Here is a 24,644-nt window from a genome sequence, read left to right on the forward strand (position 1 = left end):
CCATTTGATTATTCGAGAGCACTCTTTCAACAATCGAAAGATAAGGTGGAGTGGTAAGTGTGAAAACAAAAAACTCAACTTTTATTTTAATATTATCGACCGCGGCGATGATGATGTCTTTTACTGTCTGGTCCGTCTTTGCACCAATTGCTACAGAAATCCAAAGACTCTATCAGCTGAGCGCTTTAGAAAAAAGTATTTTAATTGCTGCGCCTATATTATTAGGATCGATAATGAGAATACCGATGGGGATATTAACTGATCGATATGGCGGCAGAAGGCTCTATACATTAACGATGCTTTTTCTTGCTTTGCCGCTCATTGGAGCAGGGTTTGCAGCCTCTTATTCTATGCTTCTGCTGGCCGCTTTCTTTATTGGAATGGCCGGTACAACATTTGCTATTTCCATTGCCTACGTATCAAGGTGGTTTCCGGCAGAAAAGCAAGGTTTGGTGCTTGGAATCGCAGGGATGGGAAATTTAGGGTCTGCAGCAGCAAACTTTCTCATCCCTATTATTTTCACTTTCTATGGACTGGGCTGGGTGTTTTGGAGTCTTGCTCTGTCGATTGGAATAATGGCTGTTCTCTTTTGGTTCGGCACACAGGATGAGAAGCAGCCGAATGAGGTGAAGAGGCTGAAGGATTCACTATCGGTTCTAAAGTTTCAAGAGACTTGGATCCTATCCTTATTCTATTTTCTTACCTTTGGCGGCTTTGTTACTTTTAGTATGTATCTGCCCACTCTGTTGGTGGACCTATTTACTATGACGGCCGTAAAAGCTGGTATGGTGACAGCTGGGTTTGTCGTTGCAGCCACGTTTGTCCGCCCGGTTGGTGGATACTTGTCTGATCGATTTGGTGCTAGAAAGGTTCTGACAGTTGTTTTTTGCGGTGTGTTTCTGTTCGGGCTGTGCATTTCCTTTACGCTGGACAGCTTCGCCTCGTTCAGTGTCATCTGCATGATGGCTGCTCTTGTATTAGGAGTGGGCAACGGGGCGGTTTTCAAGATGGTCCCTGAAGTATCACCTGAAAATATAGGATCGGTCACAGGCATTGTTGGTGCATTTGGAGGGGTAGGAGGGTTCTTCCCACCCATTCTTATAGGCTTCACTAAAGATATAACAGGTGATTATTTCCTTAGTTTTGCTTTACTGGCGCTTCTTTCTTTAGTTTGTCTTCTTCTCCATCAGATAATGAACAGTCGGACAAATGCACATGTACGCACAATTAATCATTCATAATTCGTATAAAAGCAGCGGGGTTATCAAAGGATAAGCCCGTTTTTATTATTTTCTGTTTGTGATGATTTGTATATACTAATATTTCATTAAATGGTAAAATATACATAAAAAGCACTAGATCAATAGAAAGTATTATAAGGGATTTAATTTATAGAAGAAGATTTGTATAAATTTCAAGAAATTAGTTGGTAGGTCGCCTAGGCATTTAGTAAGATACAAGTAACAGAGGCCGAAGGAGTGGAGGTGGTATAGTTGGACAGACTTAAACAGGGAGAGGCAGCCATTCACTATGACTGGATAATGTCAGAAGACTCTCTTGCAAAGGAAACCATTATTCTTATACATGGAATTGGTTTAGATATGCATTCATGGGATTTCATTATTCCTTACTTCTATCCTCATTTTAATATCCTTCGTTATGACCTTCAGGGCCATGGTGAGAGTGGAACAGGCGACGACCTGAAGACCGTTGATGCATTATGCGAGGATTTAATTTATTTAACGAATGAGCTTAATATTTCATCCTATCATTTAATCGCACAAGGACTTGGCGGGTTGATCGGTATTCAGTTAGCCGCACAGAAGGAAACAAGGCTGAAGACACTTGTTTTAATAGGCGTGCCGATTCATTATCCAAAGAAGCTGGGGGAACAGGTTGTTGATCAGAGAAAAACAATGGCAGAGGGGAAGGAGTCTATGCTGTCTATAGGCAAGGCTATGGCCGGGAAGCTTTGCTGCCCTCCTGAAAAGAAGAAAATAGATATTCTATTGAATGCGTACGAAAGGGTATCGCCATCTGTCTATTTTCAGCTTTTTAGTACCGACTTAGGTCAAGACGCTGTTATGCAGCTGCGGAGTATCGCTGTACCTATTCTAGTGATGTCAGGGGCAGAAGATGCTATTTATCCGCCCGAGCTGTTCAGTGCGAGCCTGAACTTTAACCCGAATGCCCGGTACTTGAGTGTGCCGGATGCAGCTTTCATGATTCAAATGGACCAGCCAAAGCTGACAGCTGAATGGGTCACATCGTTTATTAAGAAACATCTCCATTCAGAAGGATCCATCAGTCTGCTGGAGTCTAATTATCAAAAGAACTTAACTTCGGAGATGTATGCCGAAATTAGAAGGCTGCTTTCGCAAGATCGAATTACCTCACAAATAAGTAAACACTTGCAGGTGGATATCATGAACGGATTCTCCGTTCGACTAAACGGGCGTTCAATTGTGGAAGGCTGGGGAAAGAGAAAAGCCAAGCAAATCCTAATGTATCTCGTTATTCAAAAGTCAGCTACCCGAGACGAATTATGTGATGTCCTCTGGCCGGAGGTTGAGCTGAAAAGCGCCCGCAACAGGCTGAGGGTAGGCTTGCATCATTTAAAGCATTTATTAGAGGAACACACGGCGGGTGAGACGATTCTTGTGACGGATCGAGAGAATATCTTCCTGCAGGCAGAGGTTGAATCAGATCTGTCTGATTATATGGAAGCCATTAAAGCTGGTGGCAGCATACGGGATAGTGAGGAAAGGGCCGAGCACTACAAGCGGCTGTTGGTGCAGAAAGTAGATAATCCCCTTCCTGGTTTATTTGAAAATTGGTTTCTCGAGCTCCGTGATTGGATGGAAAACGAATGGGCGGAGATGGCTATTTTTCTGGCTGATTTGTACGAAGCTCGCGGAGACGAGAAAAATGCGGCTTATTATATAGAGCAAGCCCTTAAATACTATACAGAATGCAAACAGCTGAAAGAAAGGCTTCGCCTTCTGAGCAGCTGATATCGTTTTTTCATAAACAGCTGCCGCCCTGCGGTGGTTTTTTTGTTAGCTAGGAATCCGAGAAACGCATCAAGCTGTAACGGTGGTGTAATGTTACAGGTGGTATAGTAGATTTGAAATATTTGAATATTTATAGATTCTAAAGAGCTAATCATTTAGTCGGATACGTTTTAGGAGGGGGAAGATGGAGAGCCAGCTTCAAGAAGTGACTGATCAGGAGTGGATGGAATTGATGACAGAAGCCCTCAAAATCGGTCTAAGCAAGGAAGAGGTTAGAGCCTTTTTACTAGAGAAAGGCAAATCGGCTACTTGAACGTTTACTTATTTCCTATAGCTTTAGACAACGAGCAGGGGATGCGCCGGGAAAACAGATCGTTGCATTGATCAGTAGAGAAAGGTTAAAAACCTAAAAAATAATATATGTGCTTATCAAGAAGCAGGCTCTTAAGCGGAAGCATCTTTGGTGATCCGGGGAGGGTCTGCTCTTTATAAGTTATTCACTTTTGCCTTTAAGCTTTTCGTCAAACCACTTTTTACGTGCCTCTTTCTTTAGTTCTTTTTCCATTTCGCGGGCCGCCGCTACTTCTTGGCGTACATCGTCTTCAGCAAGGCGTGTTACCTTTCCGTTTAATTCGTCTTTTACCAGGTTATCAACAACCTCTTCAGCATATTCAGAAGCAATCGCAATTAATCCTGTGCTTCCTGGAGAAATCATATCTGCTGTTTCTTCAAACGAAGACATCGCCTCTTTAATTTCACGAGTATCTCCGATGCCTCCGATGAGGGAGCCGGTTGCCCAGCCTAAGAGCATGCCAAGTGGACCACCGATGACACCAATCAGCGCTCCGATCAGGCTGCCGGATGCCAATTTATCCCCGCCCGTCATATCAATAAAGTCCTTTACCTGAAAGGACTGCAGTTCACTATTTTCAACAACAGCCATCTGTTCAACAGTAACCTTTCGCTCCGTATGAAGTGATTTTAGTTTAGAAAAAGCTTCATAAGCGTGACTGTCAGTATCAAATGTCATGATCAATACTTTCTTGTCCATTCTTTTCCTCCTAACTATATAGCTTCCTCTGTCTTTACCTTCCCGCTCTCTGAAGCCATAAACGCGGGTAAGCGTATACGCGGAATTTGAAGCTGGTTTATGGCAGAAGGTACAATATCAATCAGGGAGGGATGAATAATGTTTGCAGCAGGACAAAGGGAAATGCAGCAAATAGATCAATACACGATAGAAACAATCGGGCTCCCCGGTGTTGTATTAATGGAAAATGCCGGAGCGAAAGTAGTAGAAGAGATTTTAGAAAGCATGCCCTGTCCAAATCCGAAAATAGTCATTCTGGCAGGCGGGGGGGATAATGGCGGAGACGGCTTCGTTATTGCACGAAGGTTAGTTGATTTAGGCATGGCGCCTTTCTTGTGTGTGATGGCTGATCGAACCCGTATAAAGGGCGATGCGAAAGTTCACTTTGATGCTTATGTCAAACGAGGTTTGCCCGTCTCTTATTTTAACGAGCGGGACTTGCAAGCACTGGAGAGAAGACTGGGTGAAGCGGATATCATTGTTGATGCCATGCTGGGCACAGGAGTAAAAGGCGTACTGAGGGAGCCTTTTCATACAGTAATCCCCCTGGTGAATAAGTATGCAGACAAGAGCTGCATTATATCGGTTGATATTCCTTCCGGCGTGAATAGCGATACCGGAAAAGCAGAGGGCGGAGCAATAAAGGCAGCGAAAACGGTGACTTTTGTCTTTCCGAAGAAAGGCTTTTTTCTGCAGGATGGGCCAAAATATGTCGGAGAGTGGAAAGCAGTAGATATTTCTGTTCCGTCTTCTGTAGCGGAGGACTTGAATCTTAAAATGGCGACTGTGATTACCCCTGACTTAGCTGCTCAAGCTCTGCCTAAGCGGACACCATACGGGCATAAAGGAACATTCGGTCACGCTCTCGTTATTGGAGGTTCTCGCCAGTATGCGGGTGCCCCGGTGTTTTCCGCTCAAGCTGCCTTAAACAGCGGAGCGGGATTAACGACTCTTGCTATTCCTGAAAATCTCTATCCAATACTTGCGGCTCAGCATCCTGAAATTTTGTTTGCGCCTTTGCAGGAGAAAGAAGGACATTTTGCACAGGAAGCGATAGAGGAGCTCTCTTCCCGGCTTAAAGCGTTCAATAGCATAGTGGTTGGACCAGGCATGAGCCGGTTTAGACGAGGGGAGGAATGGATGAAGTGGTTGCTGTCCGCTCTTCATGCGCAGCCGATAGTGTTAGATGCCGATGCTTTATATCTAATGAGAGATCATTTAGGTGAAGCTCAGGCCTATCCGGGCGAGGTCATTATGACGCCACATCCGGGGGAAATGGCTGTTTTGCTGCAAACTAGCGTCCAGGAAGTAGAAAAGCACCGTTTAGAGATAGCCGAGGCCTTTGCGAAGGAGCATGGTGTGTATTTATTGCTGAAGGGTCATCGCTCGCTGATCGCTTCGCCGGATGGAGAGGTGTATATTAACCCGTATGGGCATGACGCGCTTGGAAAAGGGGGCAGCGGTGACGTGTTGACAGGACTGATCGCTTCATTTCTTGCTCAAGGGGCCGCTCCTTTGGAGTCTGTGATTGCGGCCAGCTATTTACATGCAAAAGCCGGTGAAGAGCAGGCGAAGCGGCTGTCCCGCTACGGCGTGCTGCCGCAGGACATTATTCATGGAGTGAGGGAGGAGCTTAGGAAAATGGAAAAGCAGCTGTGAGGAGATGAGCGGAATTCTCGCTCATCTCTCGGCTGTTTGGGTGGGCGCTTGAAGCTTGTGTACAACTGCCATGCAAAGAGCGCCCAGAAAGAGGCCTGTCAGCACATCTAAAGGATAATGATGCCCAACATATACCCGGGAAAAGGAGATGACAAGAGCAAGAATCATGCCCAGCCATCGCCACTTTGGGAAAGCGAGGAAGAGGAAAGCAGCAAATACACCGGAAACCACGGCCTGATCACTTGGAAAAGAGGGAGAGGGCGTCTTTTCGAACAACAGGTTCACTTCATCTGTAATGAATGGCCGGTCGCGGTTGACTGCGTATTTTAGCAGACGGCTGACGATAAGAGCTAGTATAAGAGCACCGATGCCGCGAAACCCGCGCCATCTCCATTTTTTACTGAAAGCAAGTACAAGAATAATAGCAATAAATACGTAGATTCCCCATTTGGAAAGAAGAATCATGAAATGATCTAGGAAACCATTGTTTCCTGCTAGGTCATTGACGTATTGGAAGATAGCCTGATCCATTTTTATTTTCTCCCTATTTTATTTATTTGGTCAAAGGAAAATAATTTCATTATAGTAAAAATATACATAGTTATAAAAGCCAAAGGAAGAAAAATTTTATCGTGCTTTAAGGACAGGGAATTGATTGCAGCAGGTAGAATAAACATGACTGAAGGGAGGCTATACATATGAGTATATCGATCAAAGAAATATTTGTCGGCAGGCCAAAAACGGTAGGGTAGAAGGAAGCAGCAAGCCCAATGGACAGGGAATGGACGAGCGGGATTTTTAAAGAGCCTGCCCAAGGTGCCGTTTGGCTGAGCCGTACGAACTTGGCAGGGGATGGGCAAGCAGACTTAAAAAATCACGGCGGTCCTGATAAAGCAGTACTCGCCTATCCAGCTGTGCATTATTCAGCATGGAAAGAGGAGCTTGAAAATACCTTGATACCAGTAGGCGGGATGGGAGAAAACTTCTCACTGGAGGGTATAACGGAAGATCAAGTCTCCATTGGTGATATCTTTCAATTAGACGAGGCAGTTGTTCAAGTTTCCCAGCCAAGAAAGCCATGCTGGAAGCCTGCCCGCCGGTTTAAGGTGAAGGACTTGGCGTTGCGGATTCAACGGACAGGGAGAACCGGCTGGTATCTCCGTGTTCTGCAGGAAGGAAGGGTTCAGGCTGGACAAGCACTGACATTAATAGAACGGCCGCTTCCTGAATGGACAGTTGCAAGGTGCAATGAGGTCATGTATGCGAAAGAAGCAGATATAGCGGACTTGGAGGCGCTCGCAGAATGTGAACTGCTTGCTTCAAGCTGGAGAGACAGCTTTAAAGAGCGGATTGAGAAACAAGAACGTTAGAAAACAGAAAAGCGGTCAACTATAATAAGCCACCAGGAAAGCCCTGGTGGCTTACATATGATTATTCAGCTGCAGGCACTGCTTCCTGCATAGGGACGGTTGCCTCGTGAAGACGTTTTTCAAGATCAGCAGTGAATTGTTCCTTTTGTTCACTGGTCCAGCTCAACATGTCATTCATGACTTCAATGACAGGCCACTTCCATTCTCTAACCCAATCGATATCGAAGAGAAGCGCACCGGTACGTCGTGCGAAGAAGTCGATAGGTGTGCAGGCTGCCTCATCAGTAACAGCATAAAGAACCTGTGCATAAATATCTGCCGGCAGTCCGTATTTCTTGGCTTTTTCTTCATTCGCCTGCAAGTAGTTGTATACTTGATCGATATTAGAGCCATATTTCCTGACCAGCATCTGTGCGCGCTCAGCAGACAAGCCAAGCTTTACGCCTTCGGCTGTTTTGATCTTTAAAAATACATTGAAATTCTTCGATCCGCCTACGTGGCCGCCAGAAATCGGCAGCTGCTTCGTTTCGCACGGCGAGAATCTTTTGTGCTCTTCCTGTTCAAACTTCTCCGCAACCAGATCGACGATGGTCTCCGCCATTTTTCGGTAGCCAGTCAGCTTGCCTCCAGCGATAGTTAAAAGGCCTGAGGGAGATTCCCAAACCTCATCCTTTCGGGAGATTTCAGATGTTCCCTTGTCCGTTTGATGAATGAGCGGACGGAGGCCTGCCCAGCTTGATTCAATATCACTTGCACTGAGAGGCCATTCAGGAAAGATGAACTGAATCGCTTGTAAAATATAATCGATATCCTCATCTGTTATTCGAGGGTGGGCATAATCTCCGTTATAGGCGGTATCGGTCGTTCCCACATACATTTTGCCATTTCTCGGGATCATCAAAATCATCCGGCCGTCGGGTGTATCGAAGTAGACAGATTGCTTCAACGGTAGAACACTTTGGTCGAATACAAGGTGGATTCCTTTCGTCAGAAGTAAATGCTTTCCCCCTAATGAATGATCCTTTTCCCGTAACGTATCCACCCAAGGGCCTGCTGCATTAATGATTTTCTTGGCATATATACGGCTCGTTTGTCCGTTCAGCTGATCAACCGTCTCCACGCCTGCTGCCTTGTCATCCTTATAAATAAAGTTCGTTACTTTTGTGTAGTTTATTACAGTAGCTCCTTGAGCTGCGGCTTCCTTCATGACTTCAATTGTTAAGCGGGCATCATCGGATCGGTATTCAACGAACATACCCCCGCCCAGCAGCCCCTCTTGCTTGAACTTTGGCTCCAGCCTTAGCGTTTCGTCTCTGCTTAGCATCTTGCGTCTTTCTGTTTTCTTTACGCCCGCAAGTGAATCATATACACGTAGGCCAACAGATGTCAGAAACTTGCCGAATTCGGCTCCTTCATAAATTGGCAATATCATCCACTCGGGCGTGGTGACATGGGGGCCGTTCTCGTACACAATCGCCCGTTCTCTGCCGACTTGCGAGACTAATTTCACCTCGAACTTCTTTAAATAACGCAAACCCCCATGGATCATTTTAGAGGAGCGGCTTGATGTGCCGGCAGCAAAATCCTGCATTTCCACGAGAGCTGTTCTCATGCCTCGATTAGCAGCATCGAGAGCAATACCCGCTCCTGTAATGCCTCCTCCAATAATTAATAAATCAAATTCTTCCGCCTGCAGTCTTGCAAGCGTATCTTTTCTTTTTAAGCTAGAAAGCGATGTAGTCAATTTTTGTCCCTCCATTGGTGGAAAATCCTCTATATGCGCTCATTTCTTAAGGTGAATAATAGAATTAAGATCTATGTTGTCCAAACAGCTTCGGAGAATAACAAAGCGAGAAAACTGTCATTACACAGTTTTCTCGCCGCGGACTGCTTCGACATTTACCCGGCCAGAGAAGAAGGTGGCACCTCCACCCATATCCGCTATGCGGTCAGGTGTTAAAGCATTGACGAGGTACTTTTTGCCAGGGGTGTCTGACCATAAGCCTTGGCTGACAACAACGCCCGGCAGCACTTGATCGCCCACAGAAACCGTCAGCTCGCATTCCCCTCGATGGTTCCATATCCGGACTAGCATATCATTTTCAATGCCAAGACGAGCGGCATCCTCTTGATTCATAAACAGCTTCGGCTCTTTTTCAAGCTTCACATGCTTATCGTTATTAGCAAAGGTCGTATTCATAAAGTTATGGTTTGGGCCAGGAACGAACAAGAAAGAGAAATCCGGCTCTTCAATGAGCGGCATATGCGTAGGAAGAGGCGGAAGGCCCTTTCGTTCAAGCTGTTCAGAATACAATTCAATTTTGCCGCTAGGCGTTTGCAAGTGACGTAAATGCTCGTCTGTATTTTTCGCCTTCACGAAACGCTTGTTTTTTAGTTCATCGTATGTGATGTCAGGAAAGTAAGGTGTCGTAACATCACTTATGGCCTGCTGAACCAAGGCCTCATCATTGTCCTTTAATGCTTGTTCCTCGAAACCTAAAGCCTCTGCCAGCAAGCGAAATACCTCCGTGTTTGGCTTGCTTTCCCCGTATGGGGGGATTACAGGTTCATGCAAGTGAAGATACTGATGCCACGTACCGGTGTATATGTCCGTATTTTCGAAGGCGGACGTCGCCGGCAATACAATATCGGCATACATCGCTGTTTCTGTTAAAAACAAGTCATGCACGACTGTAAACAGGTCTCCGCGGGACAACCCTTCGCGAACTTTATTAGCTTCAGGTGCGACAACAGCAGGGTTGCTGTTGTACACAAATAGAGAACGAACGGGCTTCTCTGTTTCCAGCAGGGCTTGGCCCAGCTGATTCATATTGATCACCCGTGTTGGTTTTTTTAGAAGATCCGGGCGCTGCAGGGCTTCTTTATTATAAGATAAATAACCGGAATTTGACTTGACGGCTCCACCGCCTTTTACAAGCCACTGCCCGGTTAAAGCTGGCAGGCAGGCAATCGTCCGGACAATCATGCCGCCATTATCATGGTGCTGGAGACCATTTCCAATCCGAATCATGGAAGGGGAAGTCGTACCATACATATGAGCGAGCTTGTAAATGTCTTCGACCGGTACTCCGGTAATAGAAGCCACCGTCTGCGGGTCATATTGATCAACATGACCTTCTAGCTCTTCATATCCGACCGTATATTCCTTCAAGAAGGAACGGTCGACCAGGTTATCTTTATAGAGAATATGCATGATGCCTAAAGCGAGTGCGCCGTCCGTACCCGGAAGAATAGGGATAAACCAGTCAGCCATACGTCCGGTTTGATTTTTATGAACGTCAATGACAACAATCTTCGCACCGTGTTTTCTTGCTTTTTGAGCGATCATCATCTGGTGCATGTTTGTGCTGACGGCGTTAACGCCCCAAATAATAAACAGCTTCGTTTCGGTCATTTCCTCTGGATCTGAACCAAAGCTTCCTCCCATCGTGTAACGAAATCCTGTTGAGCCTGCTACAGAGCAAATGGTCCGGTCCAGCTGGCTGGAGCCGAGCCGGTGAAAGAAGCGGCGGTCCATGCCCTCTGCACTCAGCTTCCCCATATTTCCGTAAAAGCTGTACGGCAGGATGGACTCCGCCCCTTCTTCAGCGATTAACTGTTTCCAGCGGGAAGCGATCGTTTCAATAGCTTCGTCCCAGCTGATAGGTACAAATTGACCCTCTCCTTTTCCTCCAACACGCTTTAAAGGAGTTTCTAACCGTTTATCATCATAAATACGCTGTCCCATATTTCGAACTTTATTACAAATACTTCCTTTTGTAACGGGATGCTCGGGGTCGCCTTCAATTTTAATGATTTTTCCGTCTTTTTTGTGAATGAGCAGTCCGCATTGGTCTGGACAGTCAAGCGAACAAACCGAAGGGACCACGCCATTCTCTATATCTGCATATGATTTCATAGATAACACCCCTCCCTAAAAAATAACTTTATAGATTATAGCACAGTAAATTAATCTTTAGAAGTTTCTAAAAATGGATTGACTTCTATTCACCTGTCCGATAGAATGTGTACATTCTTACATGTCAAACAATTAAACTTCATATCACTTACTTTTCTATCCAGAGAGGTGGAGGGACTGGCCCTGCGAAACCTCGGCAACATGTAAATGTGCCAATTCCAGCAAGCAAGGCTTGAAAGATAGAAAGAGATAATCTTTTATGATTCTGTGAAGGAATACTATAAAGATACAAGCCAAGATCTCTTTCCGTCTTCCCGGAAAGAGATCTTTTTTTATTACTTTTCCAAGTTAATTTATGAGTTTAGTAGATTTATTAAAAGAAAGAGAGGGAAGGACAAAGTGAATGTCTTAGTTACCGCACCTTACAATGAATCAGGTCTTTTAGAACTGAAACAGCATTTCGGCGAGATTACTTATCGCTGCTGGAAAGAGAATGGCCGGGCGTATGAAGAGGAGGAGTTGATTTCTCTCTTAAAAGAAACGAAAGCAGAAGGCATAATTGTCGAGTTAGATAAAGTAACGGAACGTGTACTTGCAGAGACACCGAAGCTGGCATTCATCGGTGTATGCCGTGGAATGCCTTCGAATGTAGATGTCGAGGCTGCGACGAAGAGGGAAATTCCCGTTTTCTTCACACCTGGACGCAATGCACAGGCAGTTGCCGAGATGTTTGTCGGTAACCTGATTGCCTTATACCGACATACCATCCAGTCTTCGGAATGGCTGAAGCAGGAGAATTGGAAGGATGACTACTTGCAGGCGTACGTCAAGTTTAAGGGGAATGAAGTAGCCGGAAAAACGATTGGCATGGTAGGGTTTGGAGCGGTTGGCCAACGGATTGCGGCGGTGCTTGAAGGGTTCGGCTGTGCAATTCAATATTACGACCCTTATGTAGAAAGTGAGGACCCGCGCTATAAGCGGCTTTCTCTGGAGGAGGTATTCTCGACGAGTGACGTTGTCTCCATCCACTTGCCTCGTACAGACGAAACGGTTGGCATGATCAATGAAACCTATTTAAGTCTCATGAAAGAAGATGCAGTGCTGGTGAATACGTCAAGAGCAGTAGTGGTAGACAGAGAAGCACTTTTTCATACATTGAAAGCTGGAAGAATTAGAGGAGCTATTTTGGACGTGTTTTACCATGAGCCGCCTGATGAAAGCGACTACGAGCTGATCAAGCTGCCTAATGTGTTAGCTACCCCACACCTTGCCGGAGCAAGCTATGAGGTAGAGGATCACCATGTCGCAATTATGAACCAGGCCTTAATAAAATGGAACAACGAGCAAACAATTGAAATTCCTACTATATACAATAGGAGACAAATAGAATCCTCTGTCAAGGAAGAGGTGGAAAATTAATGAAGAGGAAAGGCTATTTAGTATTTGATATTGGTACCGGTAATGCACGGGTAGCGATTGTGACAACGGAGGGAGAAGTCGTTCGTGTAGAAAGAGAGGATATCCGTTATGAAAGAGAACCGCTCTATCCGGACAGCTGCTACTTCTCACCTGATGAGCTTTGGAGCCAGGCTGTTCGGCTGGCCAAGAAGGCTGTTGCCAGTGTACCGGATGTCGCTATTCAAGCAATTACCTCTACGAGTCAGCGGCAAGGAATTGTCCTGTTCAACGAAGCGGGCCAATCTATGATCGGCTTGCCGAACATTGATAACCGGGGGCGGGAATGGGAGAAGCAGCTGCCGAATCCTGAACTTATTTATCAAACAACCGGCCGCCTGCCTTCAGCTTTATTCTCAGCATTAAAGCTTTATGCTCTCCAAAAGAGGCAGCCTGATATATGGAACGGTATAAAGGCATTTACAAGCATAAGCGACTGGATAGCTTATCAGCTGAGCGGAGTGCTTGTCTATGAGCCGTCCCAGGCGACGGAGACGCTGCTGTATGATGTGGAGAGACAGGAATGGTCGGATGTCATGTGCCAGCAGTTTCATATTTCTCCGGATCTGCTGCCCGAGCTAAGACAGTCAGGGAGCATTCTTGGAAAGGTGCAGAAGGAGACGGCAAAAGAGCTCGGGGTGCCAGAAGAAACCGTTGTTGTAACTGGTGGAGGAGATACCCAGCTGGCGATAGAAAGCACCTTTGCCAAGGACGGAGATATTGTGATCGTTTCCGGCACAACCACCCCTATCTGCAAAATCATAGACAGCTATGGTGTGGATCGCGAGAAGAGAACATGGACAAATGCTCATATACATAAGAGCCGGTGGCTTCTAGAGACAAACCCGGGAATTACGGGATTGAATTACCAGAAGCTTAAAAGTATTTTTTACCCGCATGAATCATATGAACAGATGGAGAAAGAGATGGAGCAGGTCAATCTGCATGAATGTGTAGCGGCCTTAGGCATGTATTTGAGCGATGAGAAAAATGCGTCAAAAAAAGGCGGCTTTATCTTTACCGCTCCGCTGACAGAGGAATTGAGCCGTGCTCACTTTGTTGCTGCTGCTTTATGGGAGATTGCCTGTGCCATTAAGTGGAACTTTGACCAGCTGGGTGAAGTCGCTCCCTATGAACGGCCTTACGTATGGGCGTGCGGCGGCGGGTTTCAAAGTAAAACGCTGGCAGGGTTCATTGCCACTCTTCTTCAAAAAGACATACATGTTCGGGAAGGCTCTAATCAGGCATCTGTCGCTGGAGCAGCTGCCGTATGCAATCAAGCGCTAGGCACCCCCCCATCATTCTCAGATGGAGTGAAGATCGTTACACCTAATCAGCAGGATGGCAGAGAAATGTATGAGGAATGGAAGCAGGTGCAGCAGCTTTTTACAGAAGCAAATGTAGCTTATAGCAAATAAAAATAGGAAATTAGGAAATGAGGAATCACTATGTTAGATCGTATTGGCATACCCAAAAAGCTAAGCTGGGGATTTTTAGGTGTAATGATTTTTATGATGGGGGATGGGCTTGAAGCTGGCTGGCTGAGTCCTTTCTTGATTGAAAGCGGGCTGTCTGTCCAGCAATCAGCTGCTATCTTTACCGTTTACGGTATTTCCATTGCGCTGGCTTCATGGTTTTCAAGTGTTTGTTTGGAAGCATTCGGAGCGAAGCGGACAATGGCTATGGGGCTGCTATTTTATGTGATTGGTACAGCCGGGTTTATTATTTTTGGATTTGAGACGATGAACTATCCAGTTATGCTCCTCACGTATTTTATTAAAGGGTTCGGCTATCCGTTGTTTGCCTATTCCTTCTTAACATGGCTCATTTACCGTGCGCCTAAGGAGAAGCTCAGCACAGCTGTTGGCTGGTTCTGGTTTGCTTATTGTGCGGGCATGATGGTTCTTGGCGCTTGGTATTCAAGCTTTGCTCTAGAGCAATTTGGCTACTTGACAACGCTTTGGACATCAATTTTCTGGGTGTGCCTCGGAGCATTCTTTGCTTTAGTGATGACTCGTGATAAGTATGAGCGCAAGTCAACAACACGAAAAGAAAAGCTTAACGAACTATTAAAAGGCATTACAATCATGAAATCAAACCCGAGAGTAGCTGCGGGCGGGGTAGTTAGAATCATTAACAGCCTAGGAACGTACGGCTTTCCAGTTTTCCTGCCTCTTCATATGGCAGAGCACGGAATTGAAACAACAGTCTGGCTCCAGTTATGGGGAACAATCTTTATTGGTAATATCGTATTTAATTTAATCTATGGGGTCGTAGGAGATAAATTCGGCTGGAAGAACACAATTATTTGGTTCGGTGCAGTGGGGTGTGCAGTCTTCACGGTTCTTCTGTATTACACACCGATCTTAACGAACGGCAATGTCCTTCTTACGAGCATTGTTGGCTTTCTGTGGGGCTGTTCTTTAGCTGGATATGTACCGATCGGCGCACTCGTTCCTTCAGTTGCAGGAGAAGACAAGGGAGCAGCTATGGCTGTATTAAACCTTGGTGCAGGTCTATCTACGTTCGTTGCACCAGCCTTAGCACTTGCTTTTATCGGTCCGCTCGGAGCAGAAGGAGTAATCTGGATCTTCAGTTTGCTTCACATTGTCAGTGCTGTAATTGTTAAGTTTATTCATGTACCAGAAGATAAGGGTACACAAAGGAAAGCGGCTTCTCTTGCCTCCTAAATATAAAGACAAGACAGATTTATTAAAATATTGTTGACAGTTTACAAAGAAAATGTGATAATCCTAATGTTGCTAGTCGGATATACAATTTAACGAACATAATCTTATCAAGAGCAGGCGGAGGGATGAGCCCGATGAAGCCCGGCAACCGGCTTACTGTAAGTACGGTGCTAATTCTCACAACGGATACGTTGAAAGATAAGAAGATGTTTTCCCGAAAACCTCTTCTTATTTTTTAGAAGAGGTTTTTTAGTAAAAGACATTTATCTAATAATTCAATTAATTACATAGTTGAGCAGAAAGAAGTGAAACAGCATGAAAAAACCGGTCATTTTTTGTGATTTCGACGGGACGGTTACGAAGAAAGACAATATCGTCAGTATAATGAAGCACTTCAATCCTCCCGGCTGGGAAGAGCTAAAGGATGGTGTGCTCTCACAATCTATCAGCATTCAAGAGGGAGTAGGAAAGATGTTTCAGCTTCTGCCTTCTTCTTTACGGCAGGAGATTGTGAATTATGTATTGGAGACAGCTGAAATTAGAGAAGGCTTCAGCGACTTTGTTGAATATACGAAGAGGGAGAATATTCCCCTTTATATTGTCAGCGGAGGCATTGATTTCTTCGTCAAGCCAATGCTGAAACCGTATGATTCGATTGCTGATGTGTATTGTAATGAGGCTGATTTCAGTGGAGAAAACATTCAAATTCTCTGGCCGCATTCATGTGACAGCGAATGCCCGGGTCAGAATTGCGGCTGCTGCAAGCCGACCATTATACGTCGTCTCTCGGAGGCGGATACTCATGCGATTGTGATTGGGGACTCGGTGACTGACCTGCAGGCTGCCAAGGTAGCTGATACAGTTATTGCAAGAGACTATCTCTCCGATAAGTGTAAAGAACTGTCGATCCCTTTCCAGCCTTTTGAAACGTTCCATGACTGTATTGATATTTTGGAAGGTTTGAATTTACGCGTAAAGTAAAGCTTCGATCAAGCAAACAATAGAACGGAAGAAAACAACATTCAGAGTGTGATTAATAATGAGGAGGAACTATCATGACTACTATTAAAATTCAAGGAACAAACGAAGTAATCGACAACCAGGAGGAAGTTATTTCTTTCCTTCAGCAAAACGACGTTATTTATGAAAACTGGGATATTGCTAAATTGCCTGCACACCTGAGCGAGAAATACGTATTAAGTGATGAAGAGAAGCAGGAAATTCTAGACGTGTTCGAAGAGGAAATCAAGGATATTTCCGCTAGACGCGGCTACAAAGCATGGGACATTATTTCACTGGCTGAGCATACACCAAACCTGGAGCAAATGCTTGTGAACTTCCAGCGTGAGCATCACCATACAGATGATGAAGTGCGCTTTATCGTGAGCGGGCATGGCGTATTTGTTATCCAAGGTAAGGATCAAAGATTCTTTGAAGTACATTTGAACCCGGGTGACCTTATCTCTGTTCCCGAGAATGTTCGCCATTACTTCACACTAGCTGATGACCGCAAGGTAGTAGCTGTTCGTATCTTTGTTACCGAAGAAGGCTGGGTGCCTGTTTATTAAGCAATAAGACTTGTCAGCACGACAATACAGAAGAGGTGGAGAAAGTGAGTGTGCAAGTGAATCAAGCTGAAGACCGGAAGCAGTATAGATTTTTGGATGAAGAAGCCATTAGACAATATGTGAAAACAGCGGGTCTCTTTCAGGGCCAGGTGGCAATTGAAGAAGTAAGCGACGGCAAGATCAATCACGTCTACCGTCTGGCCGGTGATGGAAAAACAATGATTTTTAAGCAGGCGGTTCCTTATGCGAGAGTGGTAGGAGAATCTATGCCTCTCCCTTTGGACCGTGTCAGAGTGGAAGCAGAAGTGCTGAAAGAATATTACCGGATTCTTCCTGGGTCTGTGCCGGAAGTTTATCATTTAGATGAAGAGCTTGCCGTCATTGTGATGGAGGACATGTTTCCTATGCAAATGGGACGGACGGCTTTGATTAATGGAACGGAAACAGCTCGATTTGCCTCTGATGCAGGAGCATTTAGTGCAAAGACGGTCTTTTACACATCTGATTTCTATATGGATACAGCAGCGAAGAAAGAGCTGAATGCGTCTTTAACCAATACAGGCATGCGCAAGCTGACGGAGGAGCTTCATTTTGATTGGCCGTTTAACTTCCATGAAACGAGCCATTTTGAAGAGGGAATGAGAAATGACGTGCTGTTTCTCAGCCAGGATCAGCGCCTTCGCCTGGAAGTGGCTAAGCTGAAGCATAAGTACATGACGAAAGCAGATGCGCTATTGCATAGCGACTTGCACAGCGGCGCGGTATTCATGTCTGAAGAAAAGACCGTTATCTTTGATGCAGAATTTGCTTGCTTCGGGCCATTCGGCTTCGATATCGGACAATTTATAGCCAACCTGTTCCTAAATGGTATTGGCCTGCCGCAGTTTTCAGCGAAGCGTTATGAGCAGGCGCGGGAAGCTTGGTATTCATTTGCAGACACCTTCTCTACTCTCTGGAAGACAGAATCGAACGAGCATTATACACAGCTTGACGGCTATCTTACACATGTGCTGGATGAAATATTCACTGATGCCATGGGCTATGCCGGCTGTGAACTCGTTCGGCGGGCGATCAGTATTGCACAAATTCCAGACTTGAATATAGAAGAAGATGAACGAGAACGCATGGAGCGAAGAAAGAAAGTGATGGAGCTTGGCAGGCATTTAATTCTTGAACGTCATCACATTCATTCGTTAGAGGAATTAAAGGGCTGGTTTATTTAACAGAGACAGCAGCGGGACCAACTAATTACTTTAAAAAACTGTATAGGAGGACAAAACTATGAGTATAGGCGTAACGGCTACATATCGATTCCCAACTCATCCTGAGCAGCAGAAGCAGGCTGAACAATATGCGCTTGGATTGACAGTCGGATCTTGGACAGACATTGGGCATCTTGAACAAGAACAGTTAAAGAAGCATAAAGGAGAGGTCATTTCTGTAGAAAAAGGCGAAGAAAAGGATACGGTTAAGATTTTTTATCCAGCTGCTAACTTTTCTGCCGACCTTCCAGCGATCTTAACGACTGTTTACGGGAAGCTTTCTTTTTTCGAAGGCTACGAGCTTATTGACTTAACATTTGATAACGAGGTGCTTTCACAGTTTCCTGGCCCGCGTTTCGGCGTAAAAGGCATTCGTGAGACATTAGAAGTACATGACCGCCCGCTGTTAATGGCTATTTTCAAAGGAGTGATGGGAAGAGATCTTTCCTTCTTCTCAGAACAGCTGGAAGATCTATTAGAAGGTGGGATCGATTTAATTAAAGATGACGAAATTCTTTTTGAGAATGACTTAACTCCATTCTATAAAAGAGTAACAACGGCAAAAGGAATTCTGGATCGTCATTATGAGCAGACGGGTCACCGGGCTCTGTATGCGGTCAATCTATCAGGAAAAACAAATGAGCTCCATGAAAAAGCCGAGCGGGCAGCAGAGCTGGGAGCTAATGCTTTATTGTTCAACGTACATGCTTACGGACTGGATGCTCTTCAAAGTCTGCGTGAGAACAACAACATCAACCTTCCAATCGTTGCGCATTCCGCATTATCGGGTGTATTAGCGGGGCAGCCGGTCGGCGGTTACTCTTATTCTCTATTAGTTGGAAAGATGACCCGTATGGCGGGAGGAGATTTCTCTCTGTACCCAAGCCCATATGGAAATGTAGCTATTTCCCGTAATGATGCACTAGCTATTGGCCAAGCACTTACGGAAGAGAACCCTTTTGAAAAAGTGTTTTCTGTTCCGTCTGCCGGCATTCATCCTGGAATGGTGCCTCAGCTTCTTGAAGACTTCGGCAGTGAAAGTCTCGTGATTAACGCAGGTGGAGGTATCTTTGGTCATCCGGATGGACCCGTACAAGGAACGAAGGCTTTCCGTGCGGCGATTGATGCAAGTGTGAAAGGCATTTCTTTAGAAGAAGCAGCTGCAACTTCAGAGCCGCTTAAGCGGGCTATTGATCAATGGGGCACAGCCGTCTCTGCAAAGGGATAAATATAGACAAACAATAAGATAGTTCTTATCAAGAGCAGGTGGAGGGATGAGCCCGATGAAGCCCGGCAACCGGCTTATTTTAAGCACGGTGCTAATTCTCACAACAGTTATGTTGAAAGATAAGAAGATGTTTGACTGAAAACCTCTTCTTATAGGAAGAGGTTTTTTTAGCAGCAGAAAGGGTGAAGAAGATGAGCATAGTAGTAGAGCGTATACACGAGCTTTCCGAAATTAAAGACGAACTGGCAGCCCGTGACTGGTTTAGAGGGACGAGCGGTAATTTAGCGATCAAAGTACAAAATGATCCCCTTCAATTCCTTGTGACTGCCAGCGGCAAAGATAAACGGAAGAGAACAAAAGAAGACTTCCTGCTTGTGGACGGCGAAGGGAAACCCGTAGGAGAAACGAATGTCCGTCCATCAGCTGAGACCATTATTCACGGAGAAATTTATAAAAGAACGAATGCAGGCTGCAGCCTCCATGTTCACACGGTGGCGAACAACGCCATTTCCGAATTGTACGGAGATGAAGGGAAAATTACATTCAAAGGCCAGGAGCTGATTAAAGCCTTCGACCGCTGGGAAGAAGATGCAGAATGGACAGTTCCTATCATTTATAATCATGCGCATATTCCTGACCTGGCAGAGGCAATGATCCCGTTTATTCAAGGGGATAAAGGGGCGGTATTATTCCGGAATCATGGCATTACGGCCTGGGGAAAGGATGCCTTTGAAGCAAAGAAGGTGCTTGAAGCTTGCGAGTTCCTGTTTGAATATGAGCTGACAATGCTCCAAGCAAAAGCCAACCTTCAAATCCTCAAAAACAGTTAAACAGAATTAGGTGCATCATTTATGGAAGAGGAAATCAACAGTCTCTCAACTGGTTACTAGTATATCTTTTTTAGGGATCGGCTGGAGCGGTTTAAAACGGTTTAATTGCAAACACAGAAACGGTACAACGAGGGAGAAGAGGAGGAACACCGTTGAAAGATTTTACGTCTGCTTATTTCACTATGAGCGAAGAAGATGTTGTAGAGTATGTAAAAAGACAGCTGAGAATTTTTGATGAGCAAGCTGATTTAGAATGCCAAGAGATCGGCGATGGCAACTTGAATTATGTATTTAAAGTCACCGACCAGCATAGCGGGAAATCCATCATCGTGAAACAGGCCGGCCCTGTGGCCCGTATTTCGGATGCCTTTAAACTTTCTCCTGACCGGAACCGTATTGAAAGTGAAGTCCTGAAGCTTCAAGGTGAACTGGCGCCTGGCTTTGTGCCGGCTGTGTACTCATATGATCCGGTAATGAACTGCTGTGTGATGGACGATTTATCTGACCATGAAATTATGCGCTCAGCGCTGCTTAAGCATAAGAAATTCCCGTTATTCGCTGATCATATTACTACATTCCTTGCCCGGACACTGCTCCTTACATCAGATGTCGTGCTTGGTCATAAGGAAAAGAAGGGGCTCGTGCAAACATTTATCAACCCAGAATTATGTGAGATTTCAGAGGATCTTGTTTATACAGAGCCGTTTTATGACTGCGAACAGAATGATGTATTTGAAGGAACGAAGGCGTTCGTACAGGCAAACATTTGGAGTGATGAAGCTCTTAAATTAGAAACAGCTAAGCTGAAGTTTGATTTTATGACGAAAGCTCAGGCTCTGATTCATGGCGACCTGCACACCGGCTCTATCTTTGTGAAGGAAGAATCAACGAAAGTCATAGATCCGGAGTTTGCCTTTTACGGTCCTGCTGGCTACGATGTCGGCAACGTTATCGCCAATTTAATCTTTGCCTATGTTCATGCGTCTTATACGATTGAAAAGGAAGAGGAGCGCACAGATTATCTGCAATACCTTAAAGAAACCATTGGCCAGGTAGTTCAGCTGTTTACGGAGAAGTTTAATGAGCTGTGGGATAAAGAAGCGACTGAACAAACGGCCGGGTTTGCAGGGGTAAAGCAATGGTATATAGACTCCATTCTTGAAGACACAGCTGCTGTAACAGGACTTGAGCTTTGCAGAAGAGTGATCGGCCTCGCTCATGTAAAGGATCTGACTTCTATTGAAAAAGAAGAAGACCGCACTGAGGCAGAGAAGATTTGTTTGACAGCTGGGAAGGCATTTATTTTAGATCGCCAAAATATCCGGACAAACGCTGATTTTGTGAACGTACTTACACGCAGCGTTAGCCTAATCAAAGAAGGAGTTACACAGCCATGACCACACCGCTAGCCGCCATTCAGTCTGTTCGGCTGGATGATGAAAACAGTACGCTCATCATTTTGGATCAAACCTTGCTGCCAAATGAAAAGGTATTTCTTCACCTTTCCACGATGGAAGATGTATGGGAGGCTATTTATCACTTGAAGGTGAGAGGAGCGCCTGCTATCGGTATTGCCGCTGCTTACGGTGCTTACCTGGGTGTAAAAGCCTCTAAAGAGGAAGACTTTGATGCATTTGCGGCGGAGTTCGAGAAAGTGAAAGCCTATTTGGCATCTGCCCGGCCAACGGCTGTCAATTTGTTTTGGGCATTGAACCGGATGGAGGAGCGTCTGAGGAAAGAAGCACAAAAAAGTGTAAAGGACATTAAGCAGGCCTTAAAGGATGAAGCAGAGCGCATTCGCGAGGAGGATGAACAAGTTTGCCTCTCCATTGGTGAACATGCACTCTCTCTGCTTGAGCCAGGGTGGGGACTGCTTACTCACTGTAATGCAGGAACGATTGCAACAGCCAAGTACGGCACGGCTCTTGCTCCTATTTATTTAGGAGAAGAAAAGGGATATGACTTTAAGGTTTATGCTGATGAAACGCGGCCTCTCCTTCAGGGGGCTCGTCTTACAGCATGGGAGCTTCAGGAAGCGGGCGTGGACGTGACGCTTATTTGTGACAATATGGCTTCCATTGTAATGAAGGAAGGAAAGGTGCAGGCCGTTCTTGTCGGATGTGACCGCGTAGCAGCCAATGGAGATACCGCGAATAAAATTGGTACGTCAGGTGTAGCTATTTTAGCAAAACATTACGGCGTTCCGTTTTATGTATGCGCTCCATTATCCACGGTTGATTTAACCTGTCCTTCAGGGGATGACATTCCAATTGAGCTGCGCAAGGAAGAAGAAATTACTGCTGCTTGGTACGAAAAACCGATGGCACCTGAAAATGTAAAGGCCTATAATCCGGCTTTTGATGTGACGGATCATGAGCTTATTACAGCCATCATAACAGAGAAAGGCATTGCTTACGCTCCTTTTGAGAAGAGCTTGGCAGAATTAATGAATAAATAGGGAACAAGGGAACGGGACGGAATTTCTCAATAATATAGAAGCAAGGGCGGGCTTTTTCATAAGGAAGCCCGCTCTTTCGTGCAGCCGAGAGCAGGACGCAATGAATAAATCCGGGCTTTTTTCACATAGTAAACATGTACAGATTCGATAGCAAAAGGAGACGTCTATATGGACCATACTAGCGCTAGCTGGAAAAATGAAAATGTTATTTCACAATTGCATAATTCGGTAGATAACGTAACGGAAGCGCTCGGACGGGCGCAAACGAATCCAACAGAGTCGACGATTCAGCATGTACATGAAGCAATGGAGCGGGCGGAGAATGCATTGAGCAACGCTCTCCAAAACAGTGAGCATACCGAGCCTGTTGAGCGTCTTCGAGAACAGCTGCAAAGAACGAAAGAACAGCTGAGAGGCTTACAGCGGTAATTTTATTAACCACCCAAGGCAGGAAAGAGTGATCTCACTTTTTCCTGTTTTTTTGAGAAGAATAGGTGCAAGGATACAAGGATAGGCCAGGCTGAGGCGATTGTGATACACTTGAATGAAAGAAACAAAAAGGAATTCAAACAGAGGTGTGCATACGTGAAAACCATTCTAGTCATTGGCGGCGGGATTACCGGGCTGTCTGCTATGTATGAACTGCATAAATGGAAACAAGAGAATCAATCGAATGTCCAGCTGATCCTTGCTGAGTCATCAAGTGAGCTGGGCGGCAAAATCCGTACTGTGGAGAAGAACGGGTTTATTATGGAGGCTGGAGCCGACTCTATCGTTACACGCAAGGCGAAGAATATGTCGTTTATAGAAGAGCTCGGCTTGGAAGACAAGGTGGTATACAACGCAACAGGCCGGTCCTTTATTTACACAGAGGGAGAACTGAAGTCCATTCCAGCTGATTCAATTTTCGGCATTCCTATGAGCCTGGAGTCGCTTGCTAAAAGTACGCTTATATCAGCAGAAGGCAAGGTAGAGGCATTGAAGGACTTCTACACGACTGGCGAGGGCTTTACGAAAATGGACTCTATCGGGAGCTTTCTAGAGCATTGCTTTGGGAAAGAACTCGTGTATAAACAAATTGCACCTGTGCTTTCCGGCGTCTATTCAGGCAGCTTGAGTGACTTAACTATTGCCTCTACCCTCCCGTATTTACTTGATTACAAAAAGGAATACGGAAGTGTGATCAGAGGGCTGGAGGCCAATAAAGAAGCCTTTCAGAGTAAGGGAGACCGGAAGTTTTTGTCCTTTGAGAAGGGGTTAAGCACGTTAATTGAAGCGCTTGCTGAAAAGCTGGAGGAGGCAACAGTGCTAAGAGAGCATAAGGCAGCGTCCATTGAGAAGAAGCGAGAGCGTTATCTTGTATCCTTTGACAATGGGGAGAGCATTGAAGCAGATGAAATCATAGTAAGCATTCCGCACACAGCAGCCAGCAAGCTGTTTATGAATCAAGATTTGCAGGCGGTGTTTGCTCGTCTGCAGAACAGCTCGCTGATTAGCGTGTATGTGGGATTTGACGTGCCGGACAGCGTGCTTCCATCTGAAGGAACAGGGTTTATTACTGCTAATCAGAATGAACTTTCGTTTAATGCCTGCACGTGGACAAGCCGAAAGTGGAAGCATACCTCGAAGGAAGGCAATCTTCTCGTGAGGCTGTTTTATAAAAGCAGCCATCCGGCGTTTTCTGCTTTACGAGATTTAACGGAGGAGGAGCTGCTTCGTACTGCGATGAAAGATATTCATCAAAGTCTCGGCTTAACAGCTGAACCGCTAGTGAGTGAAGTTACGGACTGGTCGAACAGTATGCCTAATTATGTCATTACCCATCCGCAAACAGTAGAGGAATTAGAGAAAAAGCTGGCAGCTCTGTATCCAGGTGTTTTGCTGGCTGGCTGTTCTTATTATGGAGTAGGCATTCCTGACTGCATTGAAAATGGCCAGGAGGCTGCCCGCAGGTTGATGCAGCGTTTATAAAAGAAAAGGCAGGCTTTCTCATCGAAGCCTGCTTTTTTCAAAAGATAAGAAAGTATAAAAATTTGGGTCTACCACAGTCATTTAAGCTGTGGTATTTTCATTTTATGGAGACCAATATATTGAGAAGAAT

The 24,644-nt window shown here is 45.3% G+C and carries 21 protein-coding genes and 3 riboswitches; of the genes, 17 read left to right on the forward strand and 4 right to left on the reverse strand.

Annotated elements, in window-relative coordinates; genetic code table 11:
* Positions 1–59: 59 nt before the first annotated feature.
* From QY97_RS13030 to QY97_RS19995, 3 genes are all read left to right on the forward strand, one after another.
* The gene (locus QY97_RS13030) at positions 60–1,241 is read left to right on the forward strand and encodes an MFS transporter (protein WP_039235724.1); all 1,182 of its coding nucleotides are present in this window, start codon (positions 60–62) and stop codon (positions 1,239–1,241) included.
* 252 nt (positions 1,242–1,493) lie between these two features.
* Entirely contained in the window at positions 1,494–3,014 is a 1,521-nt protein-coding gene (locus tag QY97_RS13035; protein ID WP_039235726.1) for an alpha/beta fold hydrolase, read from the forward strand.
* A 184-nt stretch (positions 3,015–3,198) separates the two neighbouring features.
* The gene (locus QY97_RS19995; RefSeq protein ID WP_083965874.1) at positions 3,199–3,327 is read left to right on the forward strand and encodes an anti-repressor SinI family protein; all 129 of its coding nucleotides are present in this window, start codon (positions 3,199–3,201) and stop codon (positions 3,325–3,327) included.
* Positions 3,328–3,507: 180 nt separating this feature from the next.
* On the opposite strand, the gene QY97_RS13040 is transcribed toward QY97_RS19995, so the two are convergent.
* Positions 3,508–4,065 carry a DUF1269 domain-containing protein gene (locus tag QY97_RS13040; protein WP_039235728.1) on the reverse strand — a complete coding sequence of 186 codons (558 nt, stop codon included), beginning with the start codon at positions 4,063–4,065 and terminating at the stop codon, positions 3,508–3,510.
* 138 nt (positions 4,066–4,203) lie between these two features.
* On the opposite strand from QY97_RS13040, the gene QY97_RS13045 reads away from it, so the two are divergent.
* Complete coding sequence (locus tag QY97_RS13045) at positions 4,204–5,763, forward strand: bifunctional ADP-dependent NAD(P)H-hydrate dehydratase/NAD(P)H-hydrate epimerase (RefSeq protein ID WP_039235733.1); 1,560 nt, start codon at positions 4,204–4,206, stop codon at positions 5,761–5,763.
* Positions 5,764–5,784: 21 nt separating this feature from the next.
* On the opposite strand, the gene QY97_RS13050 is transcribed toward QY97_RS13045, so the two are convergent.
* Entirely contained in the window at positions 5,785–6,294 is a 510-nt protein-coding gene (locus tag QY97_RS13050) for a phosphatase PAP2 family protein (RefSeq protein WP_039235735.1), read from the reverse strand.
* A gap of 239 nt (positions 6,295–6,533) precedes the next feature.
* Between QY97_RS13050 and QY97_RS13055 the strand changes: the two genes are divergently transcribed.
* Positions 6,534–7,133, forward strand: coding sequence for an MOSC domain-containing protein (locus tag QY97_RS13055; protein WP_332370328.1), 600 nt, complete (start codon positions 6,534–6,536; stop codon positions 7,131–7,133).
* A 61-nt stretch (positions 7,134–7,194) separates the two neighbouring features.
* Here the strand turns inward: QY97_RS13055 and QY97_RS13060 are convergent, their stop codons facing one another.
* Together QY97_RS13060 and QY97_RS13065 are read right to left on the reverse strand one after the other, a co-directional pair.
* Positions 7,195–8,877 carry a glycerol-3-phosphate dehydrogenase/oxidase gene (locus QY97_RS13060; protein WP_408606271.1) on the reverse strand — a complete coding sequence of 561 codons (1,683 nt, stop codon included), beginning with the start codon at positions 8,875–8,877 and terminating at the stop codon, positions 7,195–7,197.
* 120 nt (positions 8,878–8,997) lie between these two features.
* The gene (locus tag QY97_RS13065; protein ID WP_039235739.1) at positions 8,998–11,052 is read right to left on the reverse strand and encodes a molybdopterin oxidoreductase family protein; all 2,055 of its coding nucleotides are present in this window, start codon (positions 11,050–11,052) and stop codon (positions 8,998–9,000) included.
* Between the two features lie 153 nt (positions 11,053–11,205).
* Positions 11,206–11,298, forward strand: a riboswitch (SAM riboswitch).
* A 153-nt stretch (positions 11,299–11,451) separates the two neighbouring features.
* On the opposite strand from QY97_RS13065, the gene QY97_RS13070 reads away from it, so the two are divergent.
* The 12 genes from QY97_RS13070 to hemG all read left to right on the forward strand — a co-directional run bounded on the left by QY97_RS13070 (position 11,452) and on the right by hemG (position 24,514).
* Positions 11,452–12,471, forward strand: a complete 1,020-nt coding sequence (locus QY97_RS13070; protein ID WP_039235774.1) for a 2-hydroxyacid dehydrogenase — start codon at positions 11,452–11,454, stop codon at positions 12,469–12,471.
* A complete protein-coding gene (locus QY97_RS13075; RefSeq protein ID WP_039235741.1) occupies positions 12,471–13,925 on the forward strand; it encodes an FGGY-family carbohydrate kinase in 1,455 nt (484 codons plus the stop codon). Before QY97_RS13070 ends, QY97_RS13075 begins: the two co-directional genes overlap by 1 nt.
* A 30-nt stretch (positions 13,926–13,955) precedes the next feature.
* Positions 13,956–15,197 carry an MFS transporter gene (locus QY97_RS13080; protein ID WP_039235743.1) on the forward strand — a complete coding sequence of 414 codons (1,242 nt, stop codon included), beginning with the start codon at positions 13,956–13,958 and terminating at the stop codon, positions 15,195–15,197.
* A 101-nt stretch (positions 15,198–15,298) separates the two neighbouring features.
* Positions 15,299–15,402, forward strand: a riboswitch (SAM riboswitch).
* A 110-nt stretch (positions 15,403–15,512) separates the two neighbouring features.
* Positions 15,513–16,178: a 2-hydroxy-3-keto-5-methylthiopentenyl-1-phosphate phosphatase gene (locus QY97_RS13085; RefSeq protein ID WP_039235746.1), complete on the forward strand. Its 666-nt coding sequence runs from the start codon at positions 15,513–15,515 to the stop codon at positions 16,176–16,178.
* Positions 16,179–16,252: 74 nt separating this feature from the next.
* On the forward strand, positions 16,253–16,765 hold the full coding sequence (locus QY97_RS13090; protein WP_039235749.1) for a cupin domain-containing protein: 513 nt from the start codon (positions 16,253–16,255) through the stop codon (positions 16,763–16,765).
* 44 nt (positions 16,766–16,809) lie between these two features.
* Complete coding sequence (gene mtnK / locus QY97_RS13095) at positions 16,810–17,988, forward strand: S-methyl-5-thioribose kinase (protein WP_052728974.1); 1,179 nt, start codon at positions 16,810–16,812, stop codon at positions 17,986–17,988.
* Positions 17,989–18,046: 58 nt separating this feature from the next.
* Positions 18,047–19,255: a 2,3-diketo-5-methylthiopentyl-1-phosphate enolase gene (locus QY97_RS13100; RefSeq protein ID WP_039235752.1), complete on the forward strand. Its 1,209-nt coding sequence runs from the start codon at positions 18,047–18,049 to the stop codon at positions 19,253–19,255.
* A 22-nt stretch (positions 19,256–19,277) separates the two neighbouring features.
* Positions 19,278–19,381, forward strand: a riboswitch (SAM riboswitch).
* A gap of 65 nt (positions 19,382–19,446) precedes the next feature.
* On the forward strand, positions 19,447–20,085 hold the full coding sequence (locus tag QY97_RS13105; protein WP_039235756.1) for a methylthioribulose 1-phosphate dehydratase: 639 nt from the start codon (positions 19,447–19,449) through the stop codon (positions 20,083–20,085).
* Between the two features lie 152 nt (positions 20,086–20,237).
* A complete protein-coding gene (gene mtnK / locus QY97_RS13110) occupies positions 20,238–21,482 on the forward strand; it encodes an S-methyl-5-thioribose kinase (protein ID WP_082090143.1) in 1,245 nt (414 codons plus the stop codon).
* Entirely contained in the window at positions 21,479–22,543 is a 1,065-nt protein-coding gene (gene mtnA, locus QY97_RS13115; RefSeq protein WP_039235759.1) for an S-methyl-5-thioribose-1-phosphate isomerase, read from the forward strand. Before mtnK (QY97_RS13110) ends, mtnA begins: the two co-directional genes overlap by 4 nt.
* Before the next feature lie 168 nt (positions 22,544–22,711).
* The gene (locus tag QY97_RS13120; RefSeq protein WP_039235762.1) at positions 22,712–22,972 is read left to right on the forward strand and encodes a hypothetical protein; all 261 of its coding nucleotides are present in this window, start codon (positions 22,712–22,714) and stop codon (positions 22,970–22,972) included.
* Between the two features lie 156 nt (positions 22,973–23,128).
* Positions 23,129–24,514, forward strand: a complete 1,386-nt coding sequence (gene hemG, locus QY97_RS13125; protein ID WP_039235765.1) for a protoporphyrinogen oxidase — start codon at positions 23,129–23,131, stop codon at positions 24,512–24,514.
* Positions 24,515–24,644 lie beyond the last annotated feature (130 nt).

This window comes from Bacillus thermotolerans (assembly GCF_000812025.2).
Taxonomy (GTDB): Bacteria; Bacillota; Bacilli; order Bacillales; family Domibacillaceae; genus Quasibacillus; species Quasibacillus thermotolerans.

What these genes read in the sequence shown, in the direction of transcription:
- QY97_RS13080 (WP_039235743.1), top strand. Translation starts at nt 13,956, where the DNA reads ATGTTAGATCGTATTGGCATACCCAAAAAGCTAAGCTGGGGATTTTTA.
- QY97_RS13040 (WP_039235728.1), bottom strand. Translation starts at nt 4,065, where the DNA reads ATGGACAAGAAAGTATTGATCATGACATTTGATACTGACAGTCACGCT.
- QY97_RS13090 (WP_039235749.1), top strand. Translation starts at nt 16,253, where the DNA reads ATGACTACTATTAAAATTCAAGGAACAAACGAAGTAATCGACAACCAG.
- mtnA (WP_039235759.1), top strand. Translation starts at nt 21,479, where the DNA reads ATGACCACACCGCTAGCCGCCATTCAGTCTGTTCGGCTGGATGATGAA.
- QY97_RS13055 (WP_332370328.1), top strand. Translation starts at nt 6,534, where the DNA reads ATGGACAGGGAATGGACGAGCGGGATTTTTAAAGAGCCTGCCCAAGGT.
- QY97_RS13045 (WP_039235733.1), top strand. Translation starts at nt 4,204, where the DNA reads ATGTTTGCAGCAGGACAAAGGGAAATGCAGCAAATAGATCAATACACG.
- QY97_RS13105 (WP_039235756.1), top strand. Translation starts at nt 19,447, where the DNA reads ATGAGCATAGTAGTAGAGCGTATACACGAGCTTTCCGAAATTAAAGAC.
- QY97_RS19995 (WP_083965874.1), top strand. Translation starts at nt 3,199, where the DNA reads ATGGAGAGCCAGCTTCAAGAAGTGACTGATCAGGAGTGGATGGAATTG.
- QY97_RS13065 (WP_039235739.1), bottom strand. Translation starts at nt 11,052, where the DNA reads ATGAAATCATATGCAGATATAGAGAATGGCGTGGTCCCTTCGGTTTGT.
- QY97_RS13120 (WP_039235762.1), top strand. Translation starts at nt 22,712, where the DNA reads ATGGACCATACTAGCGCTAGCTGGAAAAATGAAAATGTTATTTCACAA.
- QY97_RS13075 (WP_039235741.1), top strand. Translation starts at nt 12,471, where the DNA reads ATGAAGAGGAAAGGCTATTTAGTATTTGATATTGGTACCGGTAATGCA.
- QY97_RS13085 (WP_039235746.1), top strand. Translation starts at nt 15,513, where the DNA reads ATGAAAAAACCGGTCATTTTTTGTGATTTCGACGGGACGGTTACGAAG.
- QY97_RS13050 (WP_039235735.1), bottom strand. Translation starts at nt 6,294, where the DNA reads ATGGATCAGGCTATCTTCCAATACGTCAATGACCTAGCAGGAAACAAT.
- QY97_RS13100 (WP_039235752.1), top strand. Translation starts at nt 18,047, where the DNA reads ATGAGTATAGGCGTAACGGCTACATATCGATTCCCAACTCATCCTGAG.